The 15542-nt window shown below is 48.6% G+C and carries 15 protein-coding genes; 4 read left to right on the forward strand and 11 right to left on the reverse strand.

The features are described from left to right. From DXD04_RS16720 to DXD04_RS13275, 3 genes are all read left to right on the forward strand, one after another. Positions 1-599, forward strand: a 599-nt coding sequence (locus DXD04_RS16720; RefSeq protein WP_117673733.1) for an endonuclease, incomplete at its 5' end; no start/stop codon positions are given. Positions 600-637: 38 nt separating this feature from the next. After that, on the forward strand, positions 638-1168 hold the full coding sequence (locus DXD04_RS13270) for a hypothetical protein (protein WP_117673734.1): 531 nt from the start codon (positions 638-640) through the stop codon (positions 1166-1168). 99 nt (positions 1169-1267) lie between these two features. After that, positions 1268-2803 carry a glycoside hydrolase family 28 protein gene (locus DXD04_RS13275; RefSeq protein WP_117673735.1) on the forward strand — a complete coding sequence of 512 codons (1536 nt, stop codon included), beginning with the start codon at positions 1268-1270 and terminating at the stop codon, positions 2801-2803. 96 nt (positions 2804-2899) lie between these two features. Here DXD04_RS13275 and DXD04_RS13280 read toward each other — a convergent pair whose 3' ends face one another. Further along, a complete protein-coding gene (locus DXD04_RS13280) occupies positions 2900-4150 on the reverse strand; it encodes a GTP-binding protein (RefSeq protein WP_117673736.1) in 1251 nt (416 codons plus the stop codon). Positions 4151-4323: 173 nt separating this feature from the next. Here DXD04_RS13280 and ric point away from each other — a divergent pair, with 173 nt between their 5' ends. After that, positions 4324-5052, forward strand: a complete 729-nt coding sequence (gene ric / locus DXD04_RS13285) for an iron-sulfur cluster repair di-iron protein (protein ID WP_117673737.1) — start codon at positions 4324-4326, stop codon at positions 5050-5052. Between the two features lie 69 nt (positions 5053-5121). Here the strand turns inward: ric and hydF are convergent, their stop codons facing one another. The 10 genes from hydF to DXD04_RS13335 form a co-directional block, all read right to left on the reverse strand. Continuing rightward, positions 5122-6306: a [FeFe] hydrogenase H-cluster maturation GTPase HydF gene (hydF, locus tag DXD04_RS13290; protein WP_117673738.1), complete on the reverse strand. Its 1185-nt coding sequence runs from the start codon at positions 6304-6306 to the stop codon at positions 5122-5124. Between the two features lie 28 nt (positions 6307-6334). Next, positions 6335-7753 (reverse strand): [FeFe] hydrogenase H-cluster radical SAM maturase HydG, encoded by a 1419-nt coding sequence (hydG, locus tag DXD04_RS13295; RefSeq protein ID WP_117673739.1) that lies wholly within the window; start codon positions 7751-7753, stop codon positions 6335-6337. Positions 7754-7767: 14 nt separating this feature from the next. Further along, the gene (hydE, locus tag DXD04_RS13300) at positions 7768-8814 is read right to left on the reverse strand and encodes a [FeFe] hydrogenase H-cluster radical SAM maturase HydE (protein WP_117673740.1); all 1047 of its coding nucleotides are present in this window, start codon (positions 8812-8814) and stop codon (positions 7768-7770) included. A 4-nt stretch (positions 8815-8818) separates the two neighbouring features. After that, the gene (locus DXD04_RS13305) at positions 8819-10294 is read right to left on the reverse strand and encodes a 4Fe-4S dicluster domain-containing protein (RefSeq protein ID WP_117673741.1); all 1476 of its coding nucleotides are present in this window, start codon (positions 10292-10294) and stop codon (positions 8819-8821) included. Positions 10295-10356: 62 nt separating this feature from the next. Next, positions 10357-10896: an FHA domain-containing protein gene (locus DXD04_RS13310; protein ID WP_007560480.1), complete on the reverse strand. Its 540-nt coding sequence runs from the start codon at positions 10894-10896 to the stop codon at positions 10357-10359. 19 nt (positions 10897-10915) lie between these two features. Then, the gene (locus tag DXD04_RS13315; protein ID WP_117673742.1) at positions 10916-12037 is read right to left on the reverse strand and encodes an HU domain-containing protein; all 1122 of its coding nucleotides are present in this window, start codon (positions 12035-12037) and stop codon (positions 10916-10918) included. Between the two features lie 503 nt (positions 12038-12540). Then, positions 12541-12849: a HigA family addiction module antitoxin gene (locus DXD04_RS13320; protein WP_022163465.1), complete on the reverse strand. Its 309-nt coding sequence runs from the start codon at positions 12847-12849 to the stop codon at positions 12541-12543. A gap of 7 nt (positions 12850-12856) precedes the next feature. Continuing rightward, complete coding sequence (locus DXD04_RS13325; RefSeq protein WP_117673743.1) at positions 12857-13174, reverse strand: type II toxin-antitoxin system RelE/ParE family toxin; 318 nt, start codon at positions 13172-13174, stop codon at positions 12857-12859. Then, the gene (locus DXD04_RS13330) at positions 13158-13484 is read right to left on the reverse strand and encodes a CHASE3 domain-containing protein (protein ID WP_117673744.1); all 327 of its coding nucleotides are present in this window, start codon (positions 13482-13484) and stop codon (positions 13158-13160) included. The genes DXD04_RS13325 and DXD04_RS13330 overlap by 17 nt, the downstream gene beginning before the upstream one ends. Positions 13485-13680: 196 nt before the next feature. Beyond that, positions 13681-15471: a GLUG motif-containing protein gene (locus tag DXD04_RS13335; RefSeq protein WP_117673757.1), complete on the reverse strand. Its 1791-nt coding sequence runs from the start codon at positions 15469-15471 to the stop codon at positions 13681-13683. Positions 15472-15542 lie beyond the last annotated feature (71 nt).

Consider the following 15542-nt stretch of genomic DNA (forward strand, 5'->3'; position numbering starts at 1 on the left):
CGCTGTTTGACAACATTTTAATTGATATACATAAGTTTAAATCACTTCATTATATACTTCGTCATAAACTTTCTGAAAAGGAAGCTTTTCAAATAGAATCTGTTCTTATAGATTTTCTTACATATCCCAAATTTAATACGGAACAAATACTAACCAATATTGTAAGTGGACATCATCAGTGGGATGAAGGTATTAAAACCGTTGATGAGATTAATGCAATCTATGATTGTGAACGAATTAAGATAAATAACAATGAACATTTGTTGTTGGTAAGTTTGAATAGAAGTTTTGATGATGCAAAAGCTCAAGGTGTTTATCAACGAATAAATATTTATGAGAAAACTCGTCAATATTGGGCAATAGCAAAATCTCGTGCAGCTGAAATAGATTATGTGTTAGGGGTATATCATGGAATTGTACGGTCGGTAATTAAGGTTGATAGTTATGATTGGACTTTTTATGATGAAGAGAAAAAAGTCCGTTTTAGTAAAGAACGCTGTTGTTTTCATGGTACTTTAATAGCAGATTCACCTTATTTGAATAAAGATGTAAGTGATTATCCTTTTGGAAGTGGAGGGGCAATTAGGTATATTCCATGAGGATAATGATTAGTAATGATTGAATATCGTATAATTATATGGAAAAAGTTTTTATACTTAGATGGTATGGTCCATTTTTATTTGAGCAACTTAGAACGTGGGAAATTTCTCAAAAAAATACTTTCAATCTATATTTGATAGGTGGCAAAAAGAAATATTCAAAGAAAAAAATTCATTATTATATTGGTAAAGCGGAAAGATATTTGTTATCGGATAGATTAAAGGATAAGAATCATCATATAAATGATTTTTCAAGTATTAATGAAATATGGGTAGGAACGATTATTAATAAAAAGGCAACGCATAAAGATGTTTTACTTGTAGAGAAGATGTTAACATCATATTTTGTTGCTGAAGGAGAATTGTTGAATGTCATTAATAAAAAACTGCCAGAAGAAAGTTTATATTTGATAAATGAATGGATTCATTATAAACGTAACTCTGAATGTTTACGGCTTCCTAAAATTTCTATAGGTAATATGATGCCAGATGTTATAATTTACAAGAAAGATAATTATTCAGATGAATATAAATTATTTGTTTCAAATAAGTTGAAAATAACAGATTGATTATAAGTCATTTTTATAAAGAATAAGGACTTGATAAAAACATAATAGTATATATGTGATTGATAATGTTTGAAGTAGTCAAAGATAACTAAATATACCATGAAAAAACAATTTATCTTCATTTTATGTGGCTTGTTTTTATGTGCAGGTACGATAGCTGCCACAGATTACAACGTGCTTCAGCAGGGAGCTGTCGGTGACGGAAAAACATTGAATACAAAGTCTTTGCAATCGGCTATTGATGCACTTCATGCAAAAGGGGGCGGGCAATTGTACTTTCCTGCCGGACGTTATTTGACCGGCAGCCTGCAACTGAAATCGAATGTGACACTTTACCTGGAAAAGGAAGCGGTGCTGTTAGGAAGTACGAGTCCTTATGATTATCCGGGCTTCAGTACCGAAAAGGAACTGAAAGTCAACAATGACCACTTTGACCAGGCGCTGATTTATGCGGAAGGTGCAGAGAATATCGGCATTACGGGAGAAGGGTGTATAGACGGACAGGGTAGGGAACTGGCCCTGACGATTGACAGCCTGCATCATACGGGAGAACTGGTGGACAAGCACTATAATACGTATCGTAAACGGCCGAACACACGACCAAAGTTGCTTTTTATGCGTAATTGCCGGAAGGTGGAGCTTCGGAAGACTGATTTCCGGAGCGGTGCGGCATGGGGACTTTCTTTTTCTCTGTGTACCGACCTGACGATTGATAGTCTGCATGTGGAAAACAGGGCGTACTGGAACAATGACGGGATTGACATCAGCGATTGTAAGGATGTGCGTATCTCCAACTGCTTTATCAACTCGGCAGACGATGGCATTTGCCTGAAGTCGCATAACCGGGGAGCATGGAATGACCGGGTATCCATCTCCAACTGCCACATCATCAGCAGTGCCAGTGCCATCAAGTTTGGTACGGAATCGTTGGGTGGATTCAAGAATGTGACCATCGATAATATTCGGGTTAAAGATACTTTCCGTTCAGCCATAGCCATTGAGTCGGTTGACGGGGCGGAGATTGAAAACGTGCAGGTGTCTAACGTACATGCGGTCAATACGGGAAATGCCATTTTTATCCGTCTGGGTCACCGTTCGGGTGAGCAACCGGGGTATTTGCGGAATGTAACGATTAAGGATGTATATGTGGAGGTTCCTTTCGGTCGTCCGGACATCAACTATGACCTGCGCGGACCGGCGGTGACGTTTTTCCATAATCCGTTCCCAAGTTCTATCTCAGGCATTCCGGGGCATGATATTGAAAACGTGAAGCTGGAGAATATAGAGATTGTGTGTCCGGGACGTGCTACGCGCGGAATGGCTTATATGTCGGTGAGCCGCTTGAAAGACGTGCCGGAAAATGAAAAAGGATACCCGGAATTTACCATGTTCGAGGAACTGCCTTCATGGGGATTCTATGTGCGCCATGTGAAAGGGATTCAGATGCACAATATTAAGTTGCGGTTGCAGGAAGACGATTTCCGTCCGGCTTTTGTCTTCGACAGGGTAAGCGATGTACGTCTTTCGGGCATCAGTTTACCGGAGAATAAAAAGGAGGGGCAGGTGGTGCTGCGGCAGACAAACTTGCAATCGGCCGATAATGCGGTGAAGGAGTATATCACGGAGGTGGAATAAGGCTTTCGGGCTTTGGGCAGATAAAAGCATGATGCCTTCCTGAGTCACGGAATGAATGGACTCGGGAAGGCATCATTATTTTTATGGCCGTCGGATTTATTCCAGACAGGCATCCAGGTCTTTGATGAGCTGTTCCTTGTCAAGGTGCTGGCCGATGAAGACAATCTTCTGCATGCGGTCGCCATAGTGTTCATCCCAGTCTCTCAGCAGACCGGGTTCGCGCTTCATCAGTTCCACGATTTCTTCTTCCGGCTGGGTGGCATACCAGAGTCCGGCTTCTGAAATCTGTTTCTGTCGTCCGGCCTGTTCGAACAGGAACGACATGTCGCGGTTGTGGGCAAAGTAGCATACTCCCTTGGCACGAATCACGTTGCGAGGCCATTTCGTTGCGACAAAGCGGTCGAACTTATGGATGTCGAAGGCAGGGCGGCGATAATACACGAAACTGCTGATGCCGTATTCCTCCGTTTCACCTTCTTCATGGTGGTGATGGTGGCAGCCTTCGTGTGAGTGTTCATGAGCGTGTGCATGATTGTGCTCTTCTTCGTGGTGATGCTCGTGTTCCTCATGGTGCTCATGTGCTTCGTGGTGAGGATGCGCTTCTTCTTCGGATACGGGGCGTTCTATTTCACGAATCCATCCGGCAGAAGTGGCCACCCGTGCATAGTCGAAACGGCGGGTACCCACAATCTTGTCAAGGTCTACCTTGGCATAGTCGCATTCAATGATTTCTGCACGGGGCTGGAGGGTACGGATGATGCTTTTGATGCGCTCCCGTTCTTCGGGAGTGACTTCCGATACCTTGTTCAGTAGCACGGTGGTACAGAACTCAATCTGCTGGATGAGCAGGTTGGCAATATCTTCCTCTTCCAAGTCCTTTCGGGTAAGTTCGTTGCCACCGTCGAATTCGCTTTGCAGGCGGAGGGCATCGACCACGGTCACGATGTTGTCAAGGCGGCAGGTTCCATACTTGGTGTAGGCACCGCCTAACTGGGGAATGGAACAGATGGTCTGGGCAATCGGTTCCGGTTCGCAGACACCACTGGCTTCGATGACGATGTAGTCGAAGCGCTGCATTTTCATCAGCTCGAATATTTGCTCGATAAGGTCAGTACGGAGGGTACAGCAGATGCAGCCGTTCTGCAAAGCCACCAGACTCTCTTCTTTCTGGCCTACGATGCCGCCTTTCTGTATCAGTTCCGCATCGATGTTGATTTCGCCGATGTCGTTCACAATGACGGCAAACTTGATGCCTTCGCGGTTGCTCAGCAGGTAATTGAGCAGGGTTGTTTTTCCGCTTCCCAGGTATCCGGTAAGCAGAAGTATAGGTATTTCTTTTGTTTCCATGTGCAAATGTTTTTTTACGTGCCTGCAAAGTTAGTGTTTTTCTGCAAACGGTGTGCGCTTCTTTTTCGCAGAAGCAGGTTTAACTTTCATTATAAGTTGGTGTCACGTATGTGACAAAGTTTCTCTGCCCGAGGGCCTATCTTTGCACCTGTAATCAATAAAACGAATTAAATATGAAGACAATAGACTGGAAGTATACGAGTGTGGGACAAATTGTGGCCGATGATTTTGCAGCGGCAAGTGTGTTCAAGAAATATGGCATTGATTTCTGCTGTCATGGCGAAGTGATGCTGGAAAAGGCCTGTGCCGATTTGGGGCTGGCTGTAGAAGAAGTGGAACAGGCTTTGCTCCGTCAGGGTGAAGCTGGTAACGGACGGATTTCGTTTGCTTCGTGGCCGCTGGACCTGCTGATGGATTACATTCTGAAGATACATCATCGGGGAATTCGTGCCCGTGGACCGGAACTGTTGGCGTTGCTGGAGAAGGTGGAACGAGTACATGGGGAAGCGCATCCGGAACTGCATGAGTTGAAAGCCTTGATTGGTGAATCATTGGAGGACTTGGAAATGCATCTTCAGAAGGAAGAGAACGTGTTGTTCCCATATCTCTATGAATTGTACGCAGCAAAGGAACAGGGACAGCGTATGGCCCCGATGCATTGCGGTACGATAGCGAATCCTATCCGGGTGATGAAGATGGAACACGAGGGAGAAGGAAACCGCTACCTGCATATCATTCAGTTGACGAATCACTTCTCCGTACCTCAGGACGGCTGTGCCAGCTACCGTCTGCTGATGCAGGAACTGGAAGCGTTTGTGGATGCGTTGTTTGAGCATATCCACCTGGAAAACAATCTGCTTTTCCCCCGCTTTGAGGACATTGAACGGGAAATCGTATGTTGATAGTTTGATATTAGAAAGAAGGAATAAGGATGTGGCGCATGCAGGAAAGTATGCGCCACATTTCATAAATCAGTAATCAATTTTATCCAAAATCCCTGCTAAGTAAGCAATAGTCACTCCGTAGTTGGTCATGGGAACCTGCTGGGTGCGGGCCTGGCCGATGCGGTTCAGCACATACTTGCGGTTGAACATGCAGGCTCCGCAATGGATAATCAGGTCGTACGAGGCCAGGTCTTCCGGAAAGTCCGTGCCTGATACGATGTCGATTTGCAGGCCTTCACCGATGCGCTTGCGGAGCATGTTCGGGATTTTCACTCGCCCGATGTCTTCTGCCAGCGGAGCATGCGTACATGCTTCAGCAATCAGCACCCGTGACTCCGGTGTGAGCTGGGCAATGGCATTGGCTCCTTTCATGTAGTAGTCGATGTCGCCTTTGTACTGGGCAAAGAGGACGGAGAAGGAGGTAAGCCGGCTTTCGGCCGGTTTCTTGTCATATACCGTGCGGAACACTTGTGAGTCGGTAATAATCAGCTTCGGCGGACGGGCCAAAGCGGCCAGCATGGCATCGATTTTGTCAGTGGTACAGCTCATCACCAGGCATTTGCGGTCCAGCAGTTCGCGGATGGTTTGTACCTGCGGCAGGATGAGGCGGCCTTTAGGGGCTTGGATGTCCTGTGGCATGACCAGCATGACGGTATCGTTTTCTTCTACCAGCCGACCTACAATGCCTTGTGCCATGGTTTCATCTGGCAGCTTGTTCCGCAGGCTGCGCAGAATGTCGTCCAGACCTTTTCCGGTGAGGGTGCTCACCAACAGAGGAACCTGTCCGCATTGCTGTTCGATGCGGCGCATGGTCTGTTCGGCATCGGACAATAAGTCACATTTGTTCAGTATCCAGATAACAGGCACATTCTTTTCCTTCAACAAGCGCTGCCAGTGCAACTCTTCGTCCAGGCGTTCGTCGGTACAGACCATCAGGGCGATGTCGGTTTTCTCCAGTGCACGTTGTGTCTGTCGGATGCGGAGTTCGCCCAGCTCGCCTTCGTCGTCGAAACCAGCTGTGTCGATGAACACGCAGGGACCGAGACCATGGATTTCCATGGCCTTAAAGACCGGGTCGGTGGTCGTGCCGGGAATATCCGACACAAGGGCTGTATCCTGATGCGTCAGGGCATTGATCAGTGATGATTTTCCGGCATTTCTTTTGCCAAACAGACCGATGTGCAGCCGGTTGGCACGGGGAGTATCGTTCATATGTTTAATCAGGCTTTAAGTTCACACATTAGAAACGGAAGTCGCGTTTTCCTTCGGCAATCCGTTCCAGATTTTCCAAAGCTCTTTTGCGGATGGCGGGATTCGGAATCTCTTCCATCTGCTTGCGGATCATGTCTTCAGCCAGTCGGCGTGTTTCGGGCGAAGCGTAGTCGCAGAGGTATTCCTGAAGCGTCATCAAGGCATTGGGGGCACAGCAGTTGGCTATCTGGCCCGTCTTGACCAGCGACATGAAACGGTCGCCCGTACGTCCTTCACGGTAGCAGGCCGTACAGAAACTGGGAATATAGCCCAGTTTCAGCAGCCAGGCCACGATTTCATCCAGGCTGCGGTGGTCACTCACATCAAACTGAGCAGAATTTTCTTCCGGCAGTTCTTCGGTAGCATAGCCTCCCACGCTGGTGCGGGAACCACCGCTGATTTGTGACACACCGAGTGCAAGTACCTTCTCGCGTGAACGCTGCGATTCACGTGTAGAAATAATCATACCCGTATAAGGCACACTGATACGGATGACAGCTACAATCTTCTGGAATATCTCGTCGGAGATGGCGTTCTCGAAGGTCGAGGCGTCAATGTCGTCGGCCGAGCAGATACGGGGCACGCTGATGGTGTGCGGGCCTACACCGTACGTCGCTTCCAGATGTTCGGCATGCATCAGCAGTCCCACGAAGTCGTAGCGGTAGGTGTTCAGGCCGAACAATACACCGATACCTACATCATCGATTCCTCCCTGCATGGCGCGGTCCATGGCCTCCGTATGGTAGGCATAGTTGCTCTTCGGACCTCTGGGGTGAAGCTTTTCGTAATTCTCCTTGTGGTACGTTTCCTGGAACAGAATGTAGGTACCGATACCGGCCTCGTGCAGGCGACGGTAATTCTCTACCGTGGTCGCAGCAATATTTACGTTTACCCGACGGATGGCTCCGTTCTTGTGCTTGATACTATAGATAGTCTTTATCGACTCCAGAATGTATTCGATAGGGTTGTGAATCGGATCTTCTCCTGCTTCCAGTGCCAGACGCTTGTGCCCCATGTCCTGCAGGGCGATGACCTCACGACGGATGTCTTCCTGTGTCAGTTTCTTGCGGGCAATGGTCTTGTTCTTTACGTGGTAAGGACAGTAAGTACAACTGTTTACGCAATAGTTTGACAAGTAGAGTGGGGCAAACATTACGATGCGGTTGCCATAGAATTTCTGCTTGATTTCACGAGCCAGGCGGTAGATTTCCTCCACCAGTTCCGGATCGTTGCATTCCAATAGTACAGCAGCCTCGCGGTGAGAAAGTCCCTTGCACAGGCGAGCCTTTTCAATGATGGAACGTATCAGTTCCTTGTCCTGGCTTTTACTTTGGGCATATTCCAGGGTATCGAGAATTTCTTCGTGGCAGATAAATTCTTCTGCCTTTTGAGAATCAATCTTGTACATAGCTGTAATGTAATTTATAGTGTTTTGCCGGGATAATCTCCTCGGCTTTTATCTATTTCGTAACCAATGGCAGCCAGCCGTTGTGCCAGCAGACGCAGTCCTTCGGCAGCTTCTGAGCCCATCGAGGCTTTATTGTCATACAAGGCATAATTCTTTCGCTGTTCTACCGGAGAGAGGTTGGGCATCACTACATTGGCACCTGCCAGTATACCTTTCTCGCGCCCGTCGGGTGTAAGGCTTGCCAGGGCGGTGGTAGAAGGAATCAATGCCTGCGGATGCATCAGCCGGAAGATGGAAAGTAGCGTGAGTGTCTGCGTGAGACTGCCGGGTGGGCAGGAAGCGAAAGGAGTGTCATGATGAGGCAGGAAAGGACCGATACCAATCATCTGGGGACGGAACTGTTCTATGAAAAGAATGTCCTCTACCAGGTGGTCGACGGTTTGTCCCGGACTTCCCACCATGATGCCAGTTCCCGTCTGGAATCCGATGCGTTTCAAATCGTTCAGACAACGCAAACGGTTGGACAGCGACATGTCTTCAGGGTGCAAGCGGCGGTAATGTGCTTCGTTGTGCGTTTCGTGGCGCAACAGATAGCGATTGGCACCTGCCTGAAAAAAACGTTTGTAGGAAAGTGTGGGGCGTTCACCGAGTGAAAGGGTGATGGCCACATCGGGGAATTCGGTTCGTATGGCAGTAACCACTTCCGTTACCCTGTCATCGTTCATGTAGTTATCTTCTCCTCCTTGCAGGACGAAGGTACGGAATCCCAACTCATATCCATGCCGGCAGCAGGCCAGAATAGTTTCTGCATCCAGTCGGTATCGCTTCAGGTGGCGGTTACTTTTTCGGATACCGCAGTAGAAACAGTCATTGTGACAACAGTTCCCTATTTCAATAAGTCCACGGATATAGATTCTGTTTCCGAAATGGCTTTGTGCTACGGCACGTGCCTTTTGCATGAGAAAGTCGAGGTCTTCCCCCCGGCACTCCAGCAGAAGGGTACGCAATTCACCGGGAGCCAGTGTCTGCTCCCGGTAAAGGCGTTCAATAAGTTCCCTCATGGGTTTATTCCTGGTTATTGTTTTCGTACTTCAAGGTACGTTTCAGCAAGTCTTGGTTCAACTGGCGTTTTCCAGCTACAGGGTCGTTGTGTGCGCTCGGGCCGGTTACACATCCACCTTCGCAAGCCATCATTTCGATGAACTGTGCATCCACTTTTCCGGTCTTGGCGTAAGCGCGGAGTACACCGATATTCTTCTTCGTGAAGTCAGAGAACTGCATGATCTTGATACCGTTGGCTTTCGGGCCTAAATAAGCTTTCACTGCTCCGGCTACACCGCCTGCCTGTGCGAATCCGTGTGCTTCACATACGGATTCGTATGCCACTTTGTACAGGTTGGCCTGTTCCAGTTCAATACCCAAGCCACGGAAAATCGGGTGAAGTTCTTCGAATGTCAGCACGTAATCTACGCATTCGTCGCGCTGTGCTTCTTTTCTTTTGGCGATACACGGGCCGATGAAGACTACCTTCGCATTCGGGTATTTCTTTTTAGCAATGCGAGCCGCGTAATACATCGGAGAACCGGTGCTTGATACGTAAGGCTTCATGTCAGGAATATGCTTGTTCACCAGTTCGATGTACGACGGGCAGCAGGAAGTAGTCATGAATTTCTGTCCTTCTTCCAGTTTTTCCAGCAGTTCGTGTGCTTCGTTGCTGGTAGTGTGCATGGCACCTTCAGCCACTTCAATCACATCGGCAAAGCCAATCTCCTTCAATGCACCGTACACTTGTTCGATGGTAGCCTTGAACTGTCCCAATACGGACGGAGCCGGAATGGCAATTACTTGTTCTCCCTTACGGATAGCTTCCAATACATCGAATACCTGAGAGATTTCGAAGATGGCTCCGAACGGACAGGCATTCAGACATTTTCCACAATAGATACACTTGCTTTCATCGATGTGTTCGATGTAGTGCTCGTCCTTGCTGATGGCTTTCACCGGACAAGCTTCTTCACAAGGCACCGGAATGTAGACGATGGCGTGATACGGACAGCTCTTGTGGCAGATACCACAGCTGATACACTTGTCGTGGTCAATCTGTGCCTGACCAGTCTTCTTGTTAAAGTGTACAGCTCCTTTCGGACAGTTCATGTAGCAGCTTCTTGCCACACAACCCCGGCAAAGGTTACTTACTTCGTAGTTCACCTGTACACAAGAAGAACATGCTTCGTCGATGACACAGAGAATATTTTCCTTGATTCTTTCCTTGCGTTCCAATGCTTTGCGGGCATATTCAGAAAGCGGAGTCAGCTCATCCGTTTCATCGGTCATATCCCAGCCCAGCAGCGGAAGCAACTTATATTTAGTAACGGCACGTTCCTTGTGGATACAGCAGCGTCCTACCGGCTGTGAGCGGCGAGGGCTGATTTCCAAAGGAATGCGGTCAATTTTTTCTACTAATTGATTTTCTTTCCATAAAGCAACCAGGTTTTCCAGCAATTTATGCCGGACAATCATTACGTTGTTTGTAAAAGCCATAATCGAAATAAAAAGGTTTGTTAGTTATTAGTTATCCTAAAATTATAGAGTCCGTGTGCGGTTTACTCTTCCGTTTGTCCCTCGGCAGCTCTTAGAATCAAGGTCGTAGCTCCCAAGGTAATAATAGCTCCGTCTTCAATGCGGATTTGGTCTTTCGGTCCTAAAATTTCATTCATCAGGAAAGTTCCTGTGATACTGTCGTTATCGCGCAGGGTATAAATGATTTTCCCTTGCTTGTTCTTCTTGACATTGATGTAGCAATGCCGGCGGTCCAGACTTGGGTCATTGCTTTCGATAGGGATGTCGATGTCATTACCTTTGCATCGGCGGCCGATGAGGTTATCTCCCTCATGCAGCGGAAGTACCTGCTTGTAGGCAAATACGTTTTCCACGGCCAGTATGTTGCCGAAATCCTGCATGCCTTCTTTCTCGTCGATTACTTCCTCCTTGCGGTTGGCGGCATTCAGTTTCGATTTTCCGATACGGATGCTGAACTGCTTCTTGCAGTTGTCACAGATAAAAACGAGTGACTGTCCTTCTCCATACTTGGTTTCATCAAACTGGATGAAGTTGTCACATTTGGGGCATCTTACTCTTTTCATTCTGTTTAAAAGGGCGTATTTATTTTGAAGTGAATACCCAGGCACTCTTGAATTCTTCCTGATTACGCAGTGCCTGCACTTTTTGGTAAGCTTCGCCTGAAGTGGCATAACTATCCAGTGCGATGCGGAAGCGTCCGTTCGATTCAAGTACCTGACAATTCTTGTATCCTTTCTGCTGGAATTTTTTCAGTTCACGTTGGGCATCGTCCGATGTCGGCAGGCTGGCTACGATGATGTAGGCCGTTTTCTTGCTTACAGCAGGCTGTGCGGAAGCCGGTTTCGGCTTTTGTGTCGCTTTTGCTTCAGCTTTGGTGGCAGCCGTTTTGGTTACGGCTGTTTTTGCTGCAGGTGCGGCTGCAATCTTTTCTGTCTTCACAACTACCGGTTTCAGCGTGTTTACGTTGTTGCGGACACGCTTTTCGCTCTTCTGTTTCTTTACAGCCTTTTGTGCAACTGCTGCTTTCGGAGTCGTTTGTATGCTGGTGGCTACCGACTGGTTGCGGATGGCATCAAACATACTGATTGAGCCCAGCGAAGCATAATTCGCATCGTCCATGTACGTGTTTTCCACCGGAACGGAGAGCACGAAGAACAGGCATACGGCTGCAGCTATGGCCACTACGTTGCGCGTGAAATGGCGCAAGGAGAAATGTCTCTTCGGTTTGCTTGCCGCTTCATGTATTTCCGGAATCAACGGCTTCGGAGAAGACACAGGCAATGTCTGCAGCTGCGGAAGCGTGAAACTTTCCAGCCCGTATAGACTTGGAGTGAAGAAAGATGCGGCTGCCGGTTCAAAGGCATAGCCGCCGTTCATGTTATAATAGATTGTACCCACGTTGTGCAGGGTGACCTGACCCTGCTGGTACAATTGGTCTTTTATTTCAGCCACAGTCTTTTCAATCCGGCGGGTTGCATCGGGAAAGTCGGTGTTAAAAGCTTGCATGTACGACTGTACCAGCAGCCCATCGTTCATTATCAGTTGCGGATTGAAACCAATGGTGCGGAGGGGCGGCATGAATTCTCCTTTTTGGATGGAGTATGCAGCCTGCCGTTTATGGGCAATGAATCCTCCCAAGCCGGGAACGATGACACAATCATTCTCCAGCAATAATACTTCTATATGTTTGGATAGTTCAATCATATTGCAAAAATAATACATTTTTCTCTTATGTGGAGTATCTTTCAACGGGTATTTTTTATACCGATAGGGGTTTAACCAACTCTTCTTTTTCTATCATGTAGTCTGATATATTCATGTGTCCTGTATCGAGACAATTGTAAATGCACGAAGCCCCCGGCACTGCCGAAGGCTCCTGTTTTTTATTCTCTTATCTCACTTTTCAATAACCGTCGATACAATCCATTGGTGGATTCTCCGTGTGTTCTATCACGTGCTCCTTTCATGTCAATATTTATTTGATGGAATGTATTTCTCTCCATTCCATCAGCAGTTCATCGGCAAGATATTCATCGCTAAGGCAATGCATATCCGCAACTCCATTACTTATAAGTTTATAAGTTTCAGAATCATAAAAAAAGCAAGCGCATCTTCGTATTTCATCTGCAAGACTATTCCAAAAGACCTGTTCCACCTTCCCCTTTTATCGGGAGAAGTGGGACGGGAAACTTTCAGTGTACCATGAGTTACAGCATGGCGGCATACTTGCGTACCTGCTTCAGACGCTCCATAAAAGAGGGGTCTGCAGCCGCCTGCTGCATATTGCAATCAAGCTGCATCCGCATCAGTAGCGAAGCACTGATACCCAAAGCTGCCTCGAAGAGCATCGCTGTCTGCGTAGTAATCGGCCTGCGGCAGTTGAGAATGTCATTCAATACCTTGTAGGAGATGCCCATCTGCTCGGCCAATCTGCGCTGCGAGAGCTTGCGTTCTTCGGTCTCTTCCTTCAGCAGTTCGCCCGGATGTATAGGGCGTTGACAGATGTATTTTCCCATAATTATTCTATTTATAATGGTTTGATAATTCAAGTATATTGCAGATGGTCACCACCGTTTCCGATGAGACCTGTTCTACCGTGAACTCAATGCGGTACTGGTCGTTCACACGGATGGAGGAAATACCAGCCTTGTCACCTTTCAACACTTCATAATGAAGCGAGTGGATGACGTAAAGCTCTTCCACGCTTCTTGCTTGTTCCAGCACTTTGATGCGTAACTGGTAGCGTGCCACGATATTCGGCTGGAAACGATGTTTCTTGTCCGTCGTTTTCCCTTCCTCGTACAATTGGCGCAAATAGTCCTTATCAAAGTTTATCTCCATTGCTTTCCGTGTTATTATTCACGTAGCAAAGATAAGAGATCTCTCCCATATATCCACAAAAAAAGTGGAAGTATTTTATATCACTGCCATCAGTTTCACCAATCATGGATAAATCCACTACCTTCATATATACCTCGTGTACATCCTTGCGGAGACTTCTTATTTTGTAGGTAGTAGCTTCCAATTCCTGTTGTCTGTTCTGTTCATTGAGCCCAATATAGACGATGCCGAAAATGACGAATAGTATCAGCACATATCCTGCCGCTATCTTGGTGCGCAGGTGTCTGGTTGCTATTGTTTTCTGTTTCATGCGGTATACCTCATTTTTTATATTATTCTTTTCTCCTTATTAAAGTGCAGCCCACTGACCTTGCGGTAGCGGGCTGCGGTGTCTGTATGATGTTACCGGGCACAATACTCCCGCCCGGAATGGGAGTTCCTTTCTTTATTGTGGTTATACTTCGGTTGTATTCCGTTACGGGCGGAACTTTTTCCCGCCCGACGGTTTACTGTTTCTTCAAGGTAGGCAGCTCTCCGGTGAGTTCGTAACGCCACTCTGAGCCGTTCAAGGCGGCGTTCATGGCATCAACTGCATTCTGCCAGGTGACGGTTGTACCGTCCACCTTGATGGTGCCGTTGGTGCCGCTATCCATTTTGCCAATACCATTAGCAGGGTTGCTGCTCCAGTAGCAGGCGGTGGTTTGGCCACTATTGTTGTTCATACCCACAATGCCGCCGACATTGCCTTGTCCGCTGACAGTTCCCGTGGCATGGTAGCAGGCGGTTACGGAACCTTGGGCATTAACTCCCACCACGCCGCCGGCATAGCCGGTAGTCAATGTGGCGGTCACGTTGCCCGTGGAGTAGCAGGCTATGAGCGAGCAGTTGTTTCCCAAGTTGCCCACCACGCCGCCGACGGTGGAGCTGCCTTCGACTGCGGCGGAGGAGTAGCAGCCCACGATGGTTGCCCCGAGATAGCTGCCTCCGGCTATTCCGCCGACATTGACACTACCCGTCACAGTCCCTTCCGCCGAGCAGCCGGAGATGGTGCCATAATTCGTTCCCACGATGCCGCCGGTATCGGTGAACCCTCTACCTGTCACCGTGCCATTGACCGAGCAATTCTCTACAGTGCCGTCGTTCTGTCCCGCAATGCCGCCGACGAACGTGCCACCTGTTACGTTCACTTCTGTCAGCGTTACGTCCTGCACCGTGCCTCCGCTGCCGAGACGGCCAATCAGTCCTACATAGTCCGTTCCCGATTGGTCAATCTTCAGCCCCGTGATGGTATATTTGCCGCCGCCGTCGAAGGTGCCGGTGTATGGTTGGCTTTCAGTGCCTATCGGCGTCCACTCCCCGGTCAGGGTGATGTTGCCGGTCAGGGTGATGTCGATGTCGGTCTTCCCCTCTTCGTTCACCAGCTTGGCGAGGTTCTTCAGACCCTTCTCGTTGTCCGTGTTGTAGATGGTCTGTCCCTGGTCGTCGGTCGTGGTGGTATAGCCCGGGTCATAGTCCAGCGTGATGTTGTAGAACTTACCCGCCACGGGGGTGATGGCAGAGGAGAGAGTGCGCTCCTCGGTGCCGTTCGCCCGCAGCTTGGTTATCGTGTAGTCGGGCACCACGTTCGCCTCCCAGCAGTTGATGGTTGCGCCGTTTTCGGTATATTCGCACGGCTTCATCTCTATCCAGCCCTCTTGCGAGCCTTGCACTACCTCACCTTTTTCATAAGTACACTGTGTATAGGTATAGAGCTGGAGGCTCTGCACCTGGTCGAGTGCATCGTCCGAAGGCGTGACGCGCACCTTGGCCAGTTGGTGGGCAAAGGTCAGCGTGACGGGTGTCTGGTAGTCTCCCGTGCCCGTGGCGTACAGCAGGTAGGCAAGACTTTGGCTCTGGTTGCCGAGGTCGATGGTGCCACTCTTTGCGGGGTACCAGGCGGTGACGGTATGTTCGCCGGTGTCGCTCCAGTACAGGGGTGTTTCGGCTTTGGCGGTGTGGTCGTCCTGCACGGTGTAGATGCCGACCTCGTCCTTGCCGTCTATCTGTACGGCGAACAGGTCGCCCGCGTCGAACACGCTACCCGTGCCGTCCGCAATCTCGCTGACGCGCGTCTGCGGTGTGCCCCAGGGCTGTGCCTCGCCGCCCTCCACTCCGAGGGTGATGCGGGCTATCTCAAGGGGGTATTGTCCTTCGGGCAGACGGTTGCCGTCCGCCAGTTCGTCCTTCGTGCAGGCAGCCATGGCAAGGAGCAGGGCGGCTGCGGCAAGAAGCAGATGGATGGAATGTCTTTTCTTCATATCGGGTTGTCTTTTTATTTGTTTCCGTTTAGTGCTGCCGCCTGCGAAGGCGGCCGTCGCACCATTCTGTC

Origin of the sequence: Phocaeicola plebeius (assembly GCF_003437535.1) — a bacterium.
Classification (GTDB): domain Bacteria; phylum Bacteroidota; class Bacteroidia; order Bacteroidales; family Bacteroidaceae; genus Phocaeicola; species Phocaeicola plebeius_A.

Excerpts from the sequence above, each read along its gene's own strand:
- hydE (WP_117673740.1), bottom strand. The coding sequence starts at position 8,814 with ATGAGGGAACTTATTGAACGCCTTTACCGGGAGCAGACACTGGCTCCC.
- DXD04_RS13335 (WP_117673757.1), bottom strand. The coding sequence starts at position 15,471 with ATGAAGAAAAGACATTCCATCCATCTGCTTCTTGCCGCAGCCGCCCTG.
- hydG (WP_117673739.1), bottom strand. The coding sequence starts at position 7,753 with ATGTACAAGATTGATTCTCAAAAGGCAGAAGAATTTATCTGCCACGAA.
- DXD04_RS13315 (WP_117673742.1), bottom strand. The coding sequence starts at position 12,037 with ATGATTGAACTATCCAAACATATAGAAGTATTATTGCTGGAGAATGAT.
- DXD04_RS13325 (WP_117673743.1), bottom strand. The coding sequence starts at position 13,174 with ATGGAGATAAACTTTGATAAGGACTATTTGCGCCAATTGTACGAGGAA.
- DXD04_RS13310 (WP_007560480.1), bottom strand. The coding sequence starts at position 10,896 with ATGAAAAGAGTAAGATGCCCCAAATGTGACAACTTCATCCAGTTTGAT.
- DXD04_RS13280 (WP_117673736.1), bottom strand. The coding sequence starts at position 4,150 with ATGGAAACAAAAGAAATACCTATACTTCTGCTTACCGGATACCTGGGA.
- ric (WP_117673737.1), top strand. The coding sequence starts at position 4,324 with ATGAAGACAATAGACTGGAAGTATACGAGTGTGGGACAAATTGTGGCC.
- DXD04_RS13330 (WP_117673744.1), bottom strand. The coding sequence starts at position 13,484 with ATGAAACAGAAAACAATAGCAACCAGACACCTGCGCACCAAGATAGCG.
- DXD04_RS13275 (WP_117673735.1), top strand. The coding sequence starts at position 1,268 with ATGAAAAAACAATTTATCTTCATTTTATGTGGCTTGTTTTTATGTGCA.
- hydF (WP_117673738.1), bottom strand. The coding sequence starts at position 6,306 with ATGAACGATACTCCCCGTGCCAACCGGCTGCACATCGGTCTGTTTGGC.
- DXD04_RS13305 (WP_117673741.1), bottom strand. The coding sequence starts at position 10,294 with ATGGCTTTTACAAACAACGTAATGATTGTCCGGCATAAATTGCTGGAA.
- DXD04_RS13320 (WP_022163465.1), bottom strand. The coding sequence starts at position 12,849 with ATGGGAAAATACATCTGTCAACGCCCTATACATCCGGGCGAACTGCTG.
- DXD04_RS13270 (WP_117673734.1), top strand. The coding sequence starts at position 638 with ATGGAAAAAGTTTTTATACTTAGATGGTATGGTCCATTTTTATTTGAG.